We start from the raw sequence: 16,083 nt of genomic DNA on the forward strand, positions 1-16,083 counted from the left end.
CGTTATCGCCCCCGCAGCCCGGCCGCCAGGCGTTTGCTATTACGCACGGAGAGCAACGTCAGCAACGTGCGCCAGGTCATTCGCTTATTGCGAATTTGGTACAGGGTAAAAAGCTGGTATTTTTTACTGGCGCGATCAAATTTATCTTTGTGCTTACGATAAAAATGGAAATAGCCGGAGAACTTTTTCGGCGAAGAGGTAATCTGCATCTCGCCGTGGTTGATATGTAAAATTTGCGTCGCCTCTTCGACTTTCCACGGTTCGCCATACTCCACCACCATGCGCAGAAAAATGTCGTAGTCCTGCGCCGCCTTGAGTTCGGTATCGAACAAACACGCTTTAAAACGCCAGGCCCAGGTAAAAACCTGATTGCCAATAATATTGCGCTTGTAGAACAAGCGGCGCGAATAAGGGGATTTCGGATACAGCGGCAGGCTGGCAGGCTGAGAGTAGACCTCGCCCTCGCACACATAGTCGTTGGCATACAAAAAGGCGTGCGTAGTCAACTGGTGTTTATGGGCCAGAAACACGCTCAGACGGTTTGGCGTCCATTCATCGTCATCATCAATACCGGTAATGTAATGCCCTTGCGCCTGCATAATGGCCTGGTTGCGAACCGCGCAGGCGCCAGTATTCCTGGCATTATGGGTATAACGGACGCGCGGGTCGTTCAGCTCCTCAACAAATTGTTGTAGCTGCTGATAAGACGAGGAGCAATCATCCACGATGATCATCTCCCAGTGACGGTAGTCCTGACGTAGTACTGATTTAATCGCCCGGATAGCCAACTGCTGCCTGTTCCAGGTTGGCATATAAATTGAGATCAGCGGATTGTCTGTTGTCATGCTTATTCCCCAGATAGTTTTGCCGCATGGCGCTACGCTTGTCCGGCCTACAGTCACAGGCCGCGCCATCCGGCACGCCTTATTTTTTATTTGGAATCTGACTGGTATTCATACTCGTAATAGCCATAATCCTGGTAGCCCGTCGCCCGGCGGAAAATGGAGTTGAGAATGACGCCTTTGACCTGAATGCCATTCTGGTCAAAACGGCTCAGACTGGTTTCCACCTCTTTTAAAGTGTTGACGGCATAACGCGCCACCATCAGCGTCGTCCCGACGTGGCGACCCACAATCGCGGCGTCCGTCACGGCCAGAATCGGCGGCGTGTCGATTAATACCAGGTCGTAGCGGCTGCTTGCCCAGGTGATCAGCTCGCCGAAGCGCTCGCTCATCAGCAGTTCCGATGGATTAGGAGGTACCTGACCGCGCGGAATAAGATCAAAATTAGCGATCGCCGTAGGTTTCGCGCAGGAGGCTATCTCGCCTTTGCCCGCCAGAATGTCAGATAAGCCGTCCACGTTATTGGTGCCGAGCAGTTCATGGGTGTAGCCCTTGCGCATATCGCAGTCGATCAGTAATACCCGTTTATGCGTCTGGCTGATGACGGCCGCCAGGTTGGCGCAAACAAAGGTTTTGCCGATAGAGGGGCTGACGCCTGTGAGCATGAGTACATTATTTTGCGCCTGCATCATGGCGAAATGCAGGCTGGTGCGCAGGCTGCGAATCGCCTCAATCGCCAGATCGGTCGGATTGCCCACCGCCAGCAGTTGGCTCTGCTTGTAACGCTTAATCCCTTTAATGGTTTTGACGCTATCGCGCGCTTTTTGCCATTCCGACAGCGGAATACTGGCATAGACGCTGATCCCGTGCTCCTCCAGCACCTGTGGGCTTTCGATACCACGATTAAACAGCGAGCGCAGCAGCACGCCGACAATCGATAACATTAATCCCAGAATAATGCTGCCGAGAATAATCAACGCCTTTTTCGGCTTCAGCACGCCCGGCTGGGTAATCGCCGGGTCAACGATGCGTACGTCGCCAACGGTGCTGGCTTCGGTGATTTTCAGCTCCTGCTGTTTATTAAGCAGTTGCATATAGACCTGCTGGCCGGACTCCACATCGCGGGTCAAACGCACAATCTCCTGCTGGGTTTTCGGCATTGCCGTCACCCGCCCGTTCAGTTTGGCTTTTTCATCTTCCAGCGCTTTACGTTTTTCCAGCAGGGTGCGGTAAGCCGGATGCGCTTTGGTAAAGAGCTTGGAAATTTCCGCCTCTTTAAACGTCAACTCATTCAACTGGGCGTCGATATTAACCATCGAATCGAGCACCGCCTTCGCCTCCAGCGGTAAATCCACCGAGTCTTTATCCTGGCGGAAAGCGTTTAGCTTGTTTTCCGCCACATCCAGACGGCTGCGGACTTCCGGCAGTTGTTTTGCCAGAAACGCCAGGCTCTTCCCCGCCTCTTCAGATTTCCGCGCAATATCCTGTTGCAGATAGTTACGGGTAATACTGTTGAGAATTTCGCGGATCTGGTCGCGATCCTCTCCCGTGAACGTCAGGCTCAGAACGCCTGTATCTTTGCCGGTTTCCGTTACGGTGAGGTTATTTTGCAGGTTATTAATCATGCCAAGCGTTGAGAATTTACTCACCGTAAATTCCGTATCAGGACGGGCGTCAATTGCCTCTACCCACATCGTCACGCCGTCTTTATTGAGTGGCTGGCCCACAACGCCCTGCGCGCTAAATCCGCCGTCGCTGACCAACTGATAACGTTTGTCGCCCAGCACTTTGAGGGTGAAGATCTGTCCGCTCATCGTCTCTGGTCGGGTGAATGTCGTGACTTTCACCATTTCATTGTGACGCCCCATCAGCCGCTCCCACCCGGCGCCGAACAGCGGAAAGGTGTTTTTGGTGACGGCAATATCCAGATCCAGATCGTCAACGGTCTTCCCCAGCACCAGACGCGATCGAATGAGCTGAATTTCCGCATCGGAAGCCGGCGGCTTATTCGCTAATGCGCTGTTGATATCCTGTACCAGCGAATTACCGGCGTTTTGTTCAATCTGTACCAGCGCATCGGCGCTATAGATGGGCGTGGCGAAGAACGTATAAATTACCGCGCACAGCGCAAAGATGGCCGTCGTCCCCAACACCCACCAACGCGCTTCAATCACCGTTCCGACCAGACGCCCGATATCGATTTCATCGCTACCCGTAACCGCCGCAGATTGTTTTACTTTTTCTGTCATGGTTTTCCCTGCTCTGCATTCAGTGCCTGCGCCCACTGGCGGGCAGACCTTTCCAGTAATGTGTACACCGCCTCAAACGCATCGCGGCTTTTGCGATACGGGTCCGGTATTTCACGCTCGCTGTCCCAGTGACCAAACAGCATTACCTTGCCGCGCATTTCCGGCGCAATGTCGCACAGGGCGGCGATGTGACGTTTCTCCATCGTCAGAATCAGGTCATATTCCCGGCACAGACGCGCGGAAATTTGCCTTGCGCAGTGATTTTCCAAAGACAGATCGTGGGCGCTCGCCACGCTCGCCGCCGCAGGATCGGCGCCTTTGCCGACCAGCGCGCCTAACCCGGCGGACGCTACCGTCAGCGAGGGATGAAAGCGCTTTAGCAAACGTTCCGCCGTCGGGGAACGGCAAACATTCCCCACACAGACCACTAATATTTTGTTAAACATAACGATTACCAGGAATGAATGTCGCTGGCCGTATCCGTCATATAACGGACACCGCTAATGGTTGGCAGCAACTGATTGATCAGACGGTTCCAGCGAGCAACCGGCGCAGTCGTGACGTACACCACATCGTAAGGCTGAAGTCGGAATTCCGTCGCCATCACCAATGACGTGGCGTCAGACATATCAAGCTGGTAGATATTGGCGATCTTGCCGCCGCGTCCCCCCTCGCCTTTCAACGGACGAATCACAAAAATGCCGCTGGCGTTGGAGGTGGTCAGATCGATGCCTTCCGCATTGCCCAATGCTTCGGTGAGCGTCATACCGCTGAAATCCATTTTGAGGGTGCTCTGTTTTTTCACTTCGCCCATGACAAAGACTTTCAGATCGTCATTGCGCGGCACATACAGAATGTCGCCAGGGTAGAGCAAGCGGTTCTGGCTAAGATCGCCATTTTGCATCAGCGCCTGTAGCGAAATGCGCTGTTCTTTGCCGTTGTGCGTCAGCACGACGTTGCGCCAGTCCGCCATATCGGTCAGGCCGCCCGCAGCGTTAATCGCATCCAGGACGGTTAGCGGTACGTTAGTAATGGCCTGCTGACCGGATTTATTCACCTGGCCGGAGATATACGCTTTTTGCGAGCGGAAAGCGGCGATATTGACATCCACCTGTGGGTCCGCGATGTACTTCGCTAAACGCCCGGTAATATCGCTGCGAATCTCTGACAAAGTTTTACCGACGACGCTAACCTTGCCAATGTAGGGATAAAACATGGTGCCGTCCGGCTGTACCCAGTTGCCGGTATCGCTTGAGCTACGGTACTGGCCTGCTGGCGTGGTCAATTCCGGGTGATCCCAGACGGTGACATTCAGCACATCGCCAGGCCCGACGCGATACTGATAGCTGGCGATCTCCTGGTCCAGCGACATATTCGGTTGCGCGACATTGGGCCGCGGGCGTAATTGCTCAACCAACCGTGGCGTCAGCGGATACACATTGACCATCCGGTCGAGATCAAAGTCAGCGTCTTGCTGTTTGATCACATCTTTCCCCATCGTAGACATATTGCTGCCCGGAAGTACTGTGCAACCACTTATCAAGCTGAGCGACGCCAATAATGGCATCAATTTCATTTTGGATTTCATCATTGATTATTTATCACTTTGGCAGAGTCATTATCCTGTGCAATTTAAATAGCGGCTTCGTCCGTGCACATTTACCTTGCAGTTAATGGCAGAGAAAATTAACTGGCATCATTCTGAAAAAAAATCAATTCATCCGCAGGCTATTGACAGAATAATAAAGGCTTATATTCAGGCTTTCAGGCACGCTACCGCCCCTGGCTTCTTAGCTACCAATACACTGATTATTCTAAATTTTCGCATTCCCCTCCGATTTCATCCTCGTTCAGATAAAAATCTTCAGCGAAATAAAGGTTACGTATTAATAGTTTTCTCGATGTCGTGACAGGATATTTAAGCGCGCTATCTTAATCCTGCAAGAATTGTTGCAGCTAACCTAATGACAGGCAAGGTAACAAACCCGCCATTCTATATTTTTAAGATTAATATTAAATGAATTAACAGATGATTTTAGGATTTTATTGATGTTGACAATATTTATTTACTCCACTCCACCTGCGATATTTCCTAAATATATTCTTGACATTATTTAGTTTCCGACAGAAACATTACGGCTATTTTAAAGTTATTTTATAGCCGCGTAACAAAGATAAATTGCTCTGCGGCATTGCATTTTTCCGCCGTATTATCCATGATCGAATTGTGACAATTGTCATATTACAGAAGGTATTGCTCTTACTATGGAATGGATTGCCGATCCGTCAATCTGGGCCGGACTGGTAACGTTAATCGTTATCGAACTTGTTCTCGGCATTGATAACCTGGTCTTTATTGCCATCCTCGCTGAAAAACTACCGCCGGGGCAGCGCGACCGCGCGCGCATTACCGGCCTGATACTGGCGATGATCATGCGCCTGCTGCTGCTGGCGTCAATCTCGTGGCTGGTCACCTTGACTAAGCCGCTCTTTAGCGTACAGGCGTTAAGCTTTAGCGCCCGCGATCTGATTATGCTGTTCGGCGGCTTCTTCCTGCTCTTTAAAGCCACCATGGAGCTCAACGAACGGCTGGAAGGGAAAGATAGCGCCAACCCTACCCAGCGTAAGGGGGCGAAATTCTGGGCGGTGGTCGCGCAAATCGTGGTGCTGGACGCTATCTTTTCTCTCGACTCCGTGATTACCGCCGTGGGGATGGTCGATCACCTGGCGGTCATGATGGCGGCAGTGATAATCGCCATTAGCCTGATGCTGCTCGCCAGCAAGTCACTGACCCGATTTGTGAACAACCATCCCACCATTGTCATTTTGTGCCTTAGCTTCCTGCTAATGATCGGCTTTAGCCTGGTGGCGGAAGGGTTTGGTTTCCACATTCCGAAAGGGTATCTGTACGCGGCTATCGGCTTCTCGGTGATGATCGAGGCGCTCAACCAACTGGCTATTTTTAACCGCCGCCGTTTTCTTTCCGCTAACCATACGCTGCGCCAGCGCACAACGGAGGCCGTGATGCGGCTGATTAGCGGTAAAAAAGAGGATGCCGAACTGGATGCGGAAACCGCCGCGATGCTGGCAGACCATGACGACAGCCAGATTTTTAATCCGCAGGAGCGCAGGATGATTGAACGGGTGCTGAATCTCAACCAGCGCACCGTAAGTAGCATCATGACGTCGCGTCACGATATCGAGCATATCGATCTCAACGCGCCGGAAGCGGAAATCCGCGCTCTGCTGGAAAAGAACCAGCATACGCGTCTGGTCGTGACGGGTGAAAATGAACAGGAAGATTTACTCGGCGTCGTCCACGTCATCGATCTGTTGCAACAATCGCTGCGCGGCGAACCGCTCAACCTGCGCGCGCTGATTCGCCAACCGCTGGTTTTCCCGGAAACATTGCCGCTGCTGCCTGCGCTGGAGCAGTTCCGTAACGCCAGAACCCATTTTGCCTTTGTCGTAGATGAGTTTGGCTCGGTTGAAGGCATTGTGACATTAAGCGATGTCATGGAGACTATCGCCGGTAATCTGCCGAATGAAGTCGAGGAAATTGACGCCCGCCACGATATTCAGAAGAACCCGGACGGTTCCTGGACAGCAAACGGCCATATGCCGCTGGAGGATTTGGTGCAGTACGTGCCGCTACCACTGGATGAAAAACGGGAATACCATACGATTGCCGGATTATTGATGGAATATTTGCAGCGCATACCGCAAACCGGTGAAGAGGTTCAGGTGGGTGATTATTTGCTGAAAACATTGCAGGTAGAAAGCCATCGAGTGCAGAAAGTGCAGTTAATTCCGCTGCATAACGGCGAGCCAGACCCGGAGATGTAACGTCTGTTCGCCTGCCCCGGCCTGCTTACCAGGCAGGCCGGAGGCGCGTTAGCCTCGCCATCCGGCTCTGCCCTTTGGCCAAAAACTACAGCTTATCCAGCAGTTTCTTCACATCTTTACCGTTACGGGTATCTTTATTGCGATCCGCCCAGTCGTTGAGCCGACGCTTCGCCTCATCCTGTAAATGCTTGCGCAATAACTGATCCACTTGCAGGGTATAGTTCAGCTCCTGCCACTTGCCATAGACGCGCAGCGGCACCGGCGTCTCTTTCAGGAAGGTGATCAGGTTGCTATTGCCGTTCCATCCGCCCAGCACACGCAGATTAAATTGCGTATCACAGCTCTGCTTAACCAGATCCAGCGTTCCGCTGCCGGTTAACGCCAGCATAGAAGATTGCCCGACCATGTCGTCGAGCGTCAGCGTGCCCTTATTTAGCGCCAGATCGGTCGTGAAGCGATCCAGTCGGGTCGCGTTGTCCATATTTTCCTGCGACTGCTGCGCGTCGCCGCCGCTTCGCTCTACGGCCTGCTGCACCAGTTGTTGGAAATTCATTCCTTCGAGGCGCGTATTGCTCATGTCAACATGCGCTTTTCCTTTCCAGCTATGGCGAAACGCCTCCGCGTCAATATCCGCCCCGGAGAAATCGCCAACCAGCGACATCTTACCGGTCAGGCTAATCGGATAATTGAAGGCTTTCAGGATAGTCCCAATCTCAACATGGTTGAGGCGAGGGTGGAATTCGATGCGCGGACTGGCGGTGCGGGCGTCAAGCGTGCCGGGCAGCGACATCTCTCCGTCGGCCAGTTTCCCCTGCAACTCGGTGATATCCAGCAATCCGGCCTGATTAGACATCTTCGTCGAAACCTGGGTAAAGTCCATTCCCCGCCAGCGAACTGAATCCGCCTGTAAAGCAATCTCCGCCGTAAAGCTTTGCAGCCCCTGATAAGGCGGCGCACCAACACGCGACGCGATAACTGGCCTGGTCAGGGGGAGCGTATTTTGCCCCTGCGACACCGCGCCGCCCGTCTGTGCCACGGTGCTATGATGCGGCAACAGGTTGTCCAGATTAAGCTTGCTGGACTGGAGGTCAATTTGCCATTCCGGCTGCTCCGCCAGCGTTACCTGAACATGCCCGGTCAGAGAACTGTCATTCGCCGTTAAATTTAAGTGGTTAAATGAAAGACGTTTTTGCGCCTCCTGCCACTGCGCCTGCAGTTGTCCCTGCCCCTCAATCCCCTGCGCCGGTAGATCCGCGCCCTGCAATTGCCAGCGCAGTTGCTCAATACCCGCGGTTAAATTATGCGGATAATCGGAAGCATCCACCGTTCCGCTGAACGATAAAGCAAGATCCCGCTGATCGCGGTTCACGCGTCCCGAAAAATCAAACGTGCCGCGATGCTCGGCATCTTGTTCCATATTCAGACGAATATCGCGCACCGTGACCTGATCATCATTTTCATGCTGGAAAACCAGCACGCTGTCGGCAACGCGCAGGCTACGAATATCAAACGACCAGCCGCGATCTTCCGCTACGTCCGGCAAGGTATTATCTTTCGGCGCGACCGGCGCATCATCGCTGCGTACCGCTTCCGTTTGCGGCGTCAGTTGAATCACCCCGCCTTTCAGCATTACCTGCTTAACATGAAGCTGATGACTCAACAGCGGCCATAAAGCGACATCCAGGCGCATATTGTCAGCCCGCACCAGCGGTTCGCTGGCGCCTCGCGCCGTTAGCGTCATTCGCCCGGAAAGGATGCTGAGTTGCGGCCATACGTGCCAGCGCAGCGGCCCGTCCAGTTGCAACTGATATTCACTACGCGCGGCAACCTGCTGCACCATATAGGCGCGGAAATCATTCGGATTGACCAACAATACCAACGCAGAGAATCCGGCCACCAGCACGACCAGGAGAATCATCAGCGTCGTCAGAAATCGTCTCATGCTACCCTCAATGGACCGGCAGTATTGCGCCGAATGGCTCAGTCTTTATCAATCCGGCTGGCAACAGCGCCCTGCTGATCGCGATATTTGGCATCCTGACGGCGGTTATAAGGCCGCGCCGCCGGGCCGGACAGCGGCTCAAAGCTCAGCGCGCCGATGAGCATACCCGGACGCAACGCCAGCGGCAGCTTCCCGGAGTTGTAAAACTCAAGCACAATGCAGCCCGACCAGCCGGGATCGATACGGTGCGCCGTCACATGCACCATCAGTCCCAGACGCGCCAGCGAGGAACGGCCATCCAGCCAGCCCACTAAATCCGGCGGCAGGGTAACGGATTCAAAGGTGACGGCCAGCGCCAACTCGCCCGGATGCAGATAAAATGCCTCGCCGTCCGGCAAAACGATTTCATCGCTCATCACGCGATCCAGCGCCGCGCTGACCTCATCTTTCGGCCCGCTCAGATCGATAAACGCCGCCGTATGGCCACGGAAGGTTCGAAATTTATTGCCAAGACGTACATCGACCGTCGCGCCGTTAATGCGCTCTACGGGAGGTCGCGGGGTGATAGACAAACGGCCTTCATCCAGCCAGGCTTCAATATCTCGGTCGCATAAACGCATGGCACTTTCTCCTTTCGCGCATCAAGCCCTTAAATCAAGCACATCAAGGGCTAACCAGGTTATCACTGAACGGTACACAATTCGCCAGATTTATTCAAAGAACTGGCTGATTTTCGCTTTCAGAATATCAATAGCGATGCGGTTTTTACCGCCGCGCGGCACGATAATATCCGCATATTGTTTGGAAGGCTCAATAAATTGCAGGAACATCGGACGCACCGTTTTCTGATATTGCGCCATCACCGAATCCATTGAGCGACCACGCTCGTTCACATCGCGTTTGATACGGCGCATCAAACAGATATCCAGCGGCGTATCGACAAAAATAGAGAAGTTCATCTCTTCACGCAAACGCGCGTCAGTCAGTAACAGAATACCTTCAAGAATAATCACTTTCTTCGGTTCTACGCGAACCGTTTCCTGCATACGGGTATGCTCAACATAACTGTATACCGGTAATTCAATCGCCGAACCGCGCTTGAGCGCCTGAAGATGCTGAAATAGCAGGCTGTGATCCATCGCATTCGGATGGTCATAGTTGGTTTTTACGCGTTCTTCCATCGACAGATGGCTTTGATCTTTGTAATAACTGTCTTCGGGAATAACGCCAATATGTTCGTCACCCACTTGTTCACGCAATTCGCGGTAAAGGGTACTGGCAATAAGACTCTTGCCGGAAGCCGATGCGCCAGCGATACCGATAATGACGCACTGATGAGACTGATCAGTCATAAATTTAGCGACCTGATTAACCTGGATGTAAGGAAGGGGGGCGCCGAAACGCCAAACGCGGCAATTATAGGGATTTCAGCAGCGCGATACCAGTCCGGCGCTATGCCACGGTGAATTTGTTGGCGGCGCATTCGACGTCGCGACGTAAAAGCGTTCAGTTTTAACGCGGACAGCGGATTTATCGACCCGTCTGGAGGAGGAATACGCCGGGAGCCACAATTTATATTCAGCCAGCGTATAAATCATTACGCGTTTATACTAGCATAATCACAGAGTAAACTGACGCGTCCGGTATTCCGCGACGTTACCGGCGATTCGGATAGAGTGGTAATGAGTAAACCATCCCAACATGTTTTCGTTACCGTCCCCCACCCGCTATTGCGTCTGGTCAGTTTAGGCCTGGTCGCGTTTGTCTTTACGCTCTTTTCGCTCGTATTATCGCGTGTCGGCACCCAACTCGCGCCGCTGTGGTTCCCCACCTCCATTATGATGGTCGCGTTTTACCGCCATGCGGGCCGTCTGTGGCCAGGGATCGCGGTCGCCTGCTCGCTCGGCAGCATCGGCGCCTCACTGACTTTATTTCCTGCCGCCTCGCTTAACTTTAGCTGGACGGCAATAAATATTATCGAGGCGGCCACTGGCGCGATACTGCTGCGAAAACTGCTCCCCAGCTACAACCCCTTACAAAATTTGAATGACTGGTTTCGTCTGGCTATCGGCAGCGCCGTGATTCCGCCGCTACTCGGCGGCATGTTATTTTGGCTGATAGCGCCGGAAGCGGTCGCCTCGAAAGCGTTTCTGATTTGGGTATTATCGGAAGCCATCGGCGCGCTGACGCTGGTACCGTTAGGTTTACTGTTTAAACCACACTATCTGTTGCGTCATCGCGACCCGCATCTGTTGCTGGAAACGCTATTGACGCTGGTCATTACGCTGGCGCTAAGCTGGCTCGCTATGCGCTATATTCCGTGGCCGTTTACGTGCGTTATCGTCCTGTTGATGTGGAGTGCGGTGCGCCTGCCGCGAATGGAGGCGTTTTTAATTTTTTTAGCTACCGTTATCGTGGTCTCGCTCATGCTGGCCAATGACCCCACGCTGCTCGCCACGCCGAAAACCGACGTGATGGTCAATATGCCGTGGCTACCTTTTTTAATGATCCTGCTGCCTGCCAATATGATGACGATGGTGATGTACGCGTTTCGCACGGAACGCAAACATATCACCGAGAGCGAATCCCGCTTTCGCAACGCGATGGAGTATTCCGCCATTGGTATGGCGCTGGTCGGTACGGAGGGTCAGTGGCTACAGGTCAATAAATCTCTGAGCCATTTTCTTGGCTATAGCCAGGATGAATTACGCACGATGACATTTCAGCAATTGACCTGGCCGGAAGACCTGAATAATGACCTTGAACAGCTAAACATGCTGGTGCGCGGCGACATCAATAGCTATTCCATGGAAAAACGCTACTACACCCGCAACGGCGATGTCGTCTGGGCGCTACTGGCCGTCTCGCTGGTTCGTCATAAAGACAATAAACCTCTCTATTTTATTGCTCAGATTGAAGATATTAACGATCTCAAGCAAAGCGAGCAGGAAAACCAGCGGTTGATGGAGCGTATTACACAGGCGAACGACGCGCTGTTTCAGGAAAAAGAACGGTTGCACATCACGCTTGACTCTATCGGAGAAGCGGTGGTGTGTATTGATGTCGCGATGAATATCACCTTTATGAACCCGATCGCCGAGAAGATGAGCGGCTGGCGGCAGGAGGATGCTTTAGGCGCGCCATTATTAACGGTTCTGCGCATTACGTCAGGTAATAAGGGGCCGCTGCTGGAGGATATTTATCGCGCCGACAGGTCGCGATCGGACATGGAACAGGAGATAGTGCTCCATTGTCATAACGGCGGCAGCTACGATATTCATTACAGTATCACGCCGCTCAGTACGCTTGACGGCGATAAGATTGGTTCGGTTCTGGTTATCCAGGACGTTACCGAATCACGAAAAATGTTACGCCAGCTCAGCTACAGCGCAACGCATGACGCCCTCACCCATCTTGCCAACCGCGCCAGTTTTGAAAAGCAGCTTCAACAGCGCCTGCAAACAATACAGGAATCGCCTCAACATCATGCGCTGGTGTTTATCGATCTGGACCGTTTTAAAGCGGTTAACGACAGCGCGGGACATGCCGCCGGCGATGCCTTATTGCGCGAACTCGCGTCACTGATGCTCAGTATGCTTCGATCTGGCGATCTCCTGGCCCGTCTGGGTGGCGATGAGTTTGGCCTGTTGCTGCCGGATTGTAATAGTGACAGCGCGCGCTTTATCGTGACGCGGCTTATCAACGCCGTTAATGAATATCACTTTATGTGGGAAGGACGCCTGCATCGGATCGGCGCCAGCGCCGGGATCACAATGATAAATGAACATAACTGCCAGCTCACAGAGGTCGTGTCTCAGGCCGATATAGCCTGCTACGCCGCGAAAAATAGCGGTCGCGGCCGTCTGACCGTGTACGAACCGCAGCACGCATTAACCTCCTCAAAGGGAATGATGCCGCTGGAAGAACAGTGGCATATGATTAAAAATAACCACCTGCTAATGCTTGCCAGAAACGTCGCGCCGCCGCGTACGCCGGAGGCCACCAGCTTTTGGCTGGTCTCACTCAGGCTGTGGACCAGCGAAGGGGAAGTGATGGAAGAGCGCGCGTTCCGGGCAGGATTAGCCGACTCCGCGCTGCATCACGCGCTTGACCGACGGGTATTCCATGAGTTTTTCCACCATGCGGCGACCGCCGTCGCCAGCAAGGGATTAAGCGTTGCGCTGCCGCTGTCCGCCGCAGGATTATACAGCGCGACCCTTATTGATGAGCTGCTGGAACAACTGGAGCATAGCCCACTGCCGCCACGGTTATTACATCTGATTATCCCGGCTGACGTTATCGTTAAGCAGGCGCAGACCGCCGCTGCGACTCTGCGAAAACTGCGACAACGCGGCTGCCAGGTGATTCTCAGCCATGTCGGGCGCGATTTACAGCTGTTTAATTTACTGACCCCGCATATCGCTGATTATTTACTGCTGGATAGCGACCTTATCGCCAACGTTCATGAGAGTTTAATGGATGAAATGCTGACCTCGATCATCCAGGGACACGCCCAGCATCTGGACATCAAAACGCTCGCCGGGCCGGTACAAAACCCACAGGTGCTGGATACGCTCTCCCGTATTGGCGTGGATCTGATTTATGGCGACACTATCGCCGAAGCGCAACCGTTGGATTTGTTACTGAATACCAGCTATTTCGCTATCCATTGACGGTTGCCAGCCGTGGGTATACCAGATATGCAGTAGCGCGTAGGAACGCCACGGTTTCCAGCGCTCCGCGTAGCGACGGATCTGCGCGGCCGTCATCCCGGCGAAGCGCTGCTTAATTAAGTAATCGTCGGGCAAAAAGATATCTTTTGCCTGCCAACCGCGCAGGGCGAAATAGTTCGCCGTCCAGCGACCAATTCCCGGAAACGTTTGTAAATTTTTAACGCTCTGCTCAATATCCGGCGGCGCGGCGAGCGCCAGTTTTCCCGCCAGCGTCGCCTGCGCCAGATGAATCAGCGCTTCGGCGCGCCGCAGCGGCATCCCCAGAGCTTTAAGCGCCAGCGGATCGGCCAACGCCAGCGTTTCCGGACCGGGAAAACAGACATAATCGGGCGCATCCGGCAACGCCTCACCATAGCGGTGCGCCACTTTCGCCGTCAACTTTGCCGCCATCGCGACACTCACCAGTTGCCCCAGTATCGCCCGCACGCCTTGTTCAAACGTATCAACCGATCCCGGTAAACGCAGCCCCGGTCTGTCCTCGCCCAGTGGCCCCAGCACGGCGGCAACCTGCGCGGGCTGGCAGTCAAGATCAAACAGACGCGAAACCTTCGCCAGACACGCCGGCGCGACGGGAAGTAATCCGGCGCTCACGCTAACCTGCACAGTGTGGGTGGGCAGATGGGGCCTCACGCTGACCAGTCCGCGATGCTCGCCCACCACCAGGCTGCGCGCATAAAAGCCCTCGCCTACCGTTTCCACGCCGTCCACCGCACGCGCGGCAAGAAAGCCCAACATCCACGACCAGTCGTAAGGCGGCTGCCAGCTCAGGGTAAACATACTTTTCTCCTTTATTTGACCTTTCAGCATAAACGCTAATCGCACGTAACGCCTTGCTTTCATATTCCAGTTGTCGCCGCGACGACATTTCGCTAAAGTCACGCCCCTTCTTCACTGGCATGGGGATTTTAAGGTGTTTATAGGATTTGATTACGGTACGGCAAACTGCTCGGTCGCCATTATGCGCGACGGGCATCCACAGTTGCTGACAATGGAGAATAACAGCGCATTACTGCCGTCTATGCTGTGCGCGCCGACGCGCGAAGCGGTGAGCGAGTGGCTGTATCGCCATCATGATGTGCCGGCAACGGACGAAGAAACCCAGGCGCTGCTACGCCGCGCGATACGCTACAACCGCGAGGAAGATATTGAGGTTGGCGCGCAAAGCGTACAGTTTGGTCTGGCGTCGCTGGCGCACTATATTGACGATCCCCAGGAGGTCTAGTTTGTCAAATCGCCGAAATCCTTTTTAGGCGCCAGCGGCCTGAAACCGCAGCAGGTCGCGCTGTTTGAAGATTTGGTCTGCGCCATGATGGTACATATTCGTCATACGGCGCACAGCCAATTGCCGGAGGCCATTACCCAAGCGGTGATCGGTCGCCCGATCAACTTTCAGGGACTCGGCGGCGATGACGCGAACCGCCAGGCGCAGGGTATTCTGGAGCGGGCGGCAAAACGCGCCGGTTTTCAGGAGGTGGTATTCCAGTACGAACCGGTCGCGGCGGGCCTGGACTACGAGGCTACACTGCGGGAAGAGAAGCGTGTGCTGGTCGTGGATATTGGCGGCGGCACCACCGACTGCTCCATGCTGCTAATGGGGCCACAGTGGCGTCAGCGCGCCGATCGTGAAAACAGCCTGTTGGGGCACAGCGGTTGCCGCGTGGGCGGAAACGATCTGGATATCGCGCTGGCCTTTAAAAATCTGATGCCTTTGCTGGGCATGGGCGGCGAAACCGAAAAAGGCATCGCCCTGCCGGTGCTGCCGTGGTGGAACGCCGTTGCGATTAACGACGTCCCGGCGCAAAGCGATTTTTACAGTAGCGCGAATGGTCGTCTGTTGAACGATTTGGTTCGCAACGCGCGTGAAGCAGACAAGGTCGCGTTGCTGCTCAAGGTCTGGCGTCAGCGGCTTAGCTACCGCCTGGTACGCTGCGCGGAAGAGAGCAAAATCGCCCTTTCCGGCCAGGCGGATGTTACGGCGAGGCTGCCATTTATCAGCGACGACCTGGCGGTCGCTATCAGCCAGCAAGGACTGGAAGCGGCGCTGGATCAACCGCTGGCGCGTATTCTGGAACAGGTGCAACTGGCGCTGGACAGCGCGCAGGAAAAACCGGATGTCATCTATCTGACCGGCGGCAGCGCCCGTTCGCCATTGATTAAAAAAGCGCTTTCCGAACAGCTACCGGGCATACCCATCGCTGGCGGCGATGATTTCGGCTCCGTCACCGCAGGACTGGCGCGCTGGGCGGAGGTCGTTTTCCGCTAAGCGCCTCGCAAGCCCAGAGCTGATGGATTGACATTATTCTTGATGTGGCTTAACGTCAGGAGTGAGGGTAAGGGAGGATTCCTCCTCCCCCTGGTGTCTTAGTAAGCTGGTAGGCTAATCACTAAGAGTATCACCAGTATGATGACTACCTTCATCATAACCCTTTCCTTATTTTGGCCCCTTCCTCGGGAGGGGCTTTCCCGTTTCA

11 protein-coding genes and 1 pseudogene are annotated in these 16,083 nt (G+C 54.1%); 3 read left to right on the forward strand and 9 right to left on the reverse strand.

Translation table 11 applies throughout. The features are described from left to right. Positions 1 to 2: 2 nt before the first annotated feature. From wcaA to J4645_RS09165, 4 genes are all read right to left on the reverse strand, one after another. Entirely contained in the window at positions 3 to 845 is an 843-nt protein-coding gene (wcaA, locus tag J4645_RS09150; RefSeq protein ID WP_000205695.1) for a colanic acid biosynthesis glycosyltransferase WcaA, read from the reverse strand. A gap of 86 nt (positions 846 to 931) precedes the next feature. Then, positions 932 to 3,091: a tyrosine-protein kinase Wzc gene (wzc, locus tag J4645_RS09155; RefSeq protein WP_023215231.1), complete on the reverse strand. Its 2,160-nt coding sequence runs from the start codon at positions 3,089 to 3,091 to the stop codon at positions 932 to 934. Then, on the reverse strand, positions 3,088 to 3,537 hold the full coding sequence (gene wzb, locus J4645_RS09160; RefSeq protein ID WP_000482224.1) for a low molecular weight protein-tyrosine-phosphatase Wzb: 450 nt from the start codon (positions 3,535 to 3,537) through the stop codon (positions 3,088 to 3,090). Before wzb ends, wzc begins: the two co-directional genes overlap by 4 nt. Positions 3,538 to 3,542: 5 nt before the next feature. Beyond that, positions 3,543 to 4,682 carry a polysaccharide export protein gene (locus J4645_RS09165; protein WP_000978077.1) on the reverse strand — a complete coding sequence of 380 codons (1,140 nt, stop codon included), beginning with the start codon at positions 4,680 to 4,682 and terminating at the stop codon, positions 3,543 to 3,545. 674 nt (positions 4,683 to 5,356) lie between these two features. Here J4645_RS09165 and J4645_RS09170 point away from each other — a divergent pair. After that, on the forward strand, positions 5,357 to 6,937 hold the full coding sequence (locus tag J4645_RS09170) for a TerC family protein (protein WP_000454712.1): 1,581 nt from the start codon (positions 5,357 to 5,359) through the stop codon (positions 6,935 to 6,937). Between the two features lie 85 nt (positions 6,938 to 7,022). On the opposite strand, the gene asmA is transcribed toward J4645_RS09170, so the two are convergent. The 3 genes from asmA to udk all read right to left on the reverse strand — a co-directional run bounded on the left by asmA (position 7,023) and on the right by udk (position 10,231). After that, a complete protein-coding gene (gene asmA / locus J4645_RS09175; RefSeq protein WP_001252262.1) occupies positions 7,023 to 8,879 on the reverse strand; it encodes an outer membrane assembly protein AsmA in 1,857 nt (618 codons plus the stop codon). Positions 8,880 to 8,917: 38 nt separating this feature from the next. Continuing rightward, positions 8,918 to 9,499 (reverse strand): dCTP deaminase, encoded by a 582-nt coding sequence (gene dcd / locus J4645_RS09180; protein WP_001234783.1) that lies wholly within the window; start codon positions 9,497 to 9,499, stop codon positions 8,918 to 8,920. Positions 9,500 to 9,589: 90 nt separating this feature from the next. Continuing rightward, positions 9,590 to 10,231 carry a uridine kinase gene (udk, locus tag J4645_RS09185; RefSeq protein ID WP_000132082.1) on the reverse strand — a complete coding sequence of 214 codons (642 nt, stop codon included), beginning with the start codon at positions 10,229 to 10,231 and terminating at the stop codon, positions 9,590 to 9,592. 330 nt (positions 10,232 to 10,561) lie between these two features. Between udk and J4645_RS09190 the strand changes: the two genes are divergently transcribed. Beyond that, positions 10,562 to 13,552 carry an MASE1 domain-containing protein gene (locus J4645_RS09190; protein ID WP_000042964.1) on the forward strand — a complete coding sequence of 997 codons (2,991 nt, stop codon included), beginning with the start codon at positions 10,562 to 10,564 and terminating at the stop codon, positions 13,550 to 13,552. On the opposite strand, the gene alkA is transcribed toward J4645_RS09190, so the two are convergent. After that, complete coding sequence (alkA, locus tag J4645_RS09195; protein ID WP_000494711.1) at positions 13,520 to 14,389, reverse strand: DNA-3-methyladenine glycosylase 2; 870 nt, start codon at positions 14,387 to 14,389, stop codon at positions 13,520 to 13,522. The two genes, J4645_RS09190 and alkA, sit on opposite strands and share 33 nt — an antisense overlap. 133 nt (positions 14,390 to 14,522) lie before the next feature. On the opposite strand from alkA, the pseudogene yegD reads away from it, so the two are divergent. Beyond that, a pseudogene (gene yegD / locus J4645_RS09200) lies at positions 14,523 to 15,875 on the forward strand (molecular chaperone). Positions 15,876 to 15,973: 98 nt separating this feature from the next. Here the strand turns inward: yegD and J4645_RS09205 are convergent. Next, positions 15,974 to 16,033: a type I toxin-antitoxin system Ibs family toxin gene (locus J4645_RS09205; RefSeq protein ID WP_105887528.1), complete on the reverse strand. Its 60-nt coding sequence runs from the start codon at positions 16,031 to 16,033 to the stop codon at positions 15,974 to 15,976. Positions 16,034 to 16,083 lie beyond the last annotated feature (50 nt).

The sequence above is a fragment of the Salmonella sp. 32082101201600294FB01SM01 genome, assembly GCF_017572865.1.
GTDB classification, from domain to species: domain Bacteria; phylum Pseudomonadota; class Gammaproteobacteria; order Enterobacterales; family Enterobacteriaceae; genus Salmonella; species Salmonella enterica.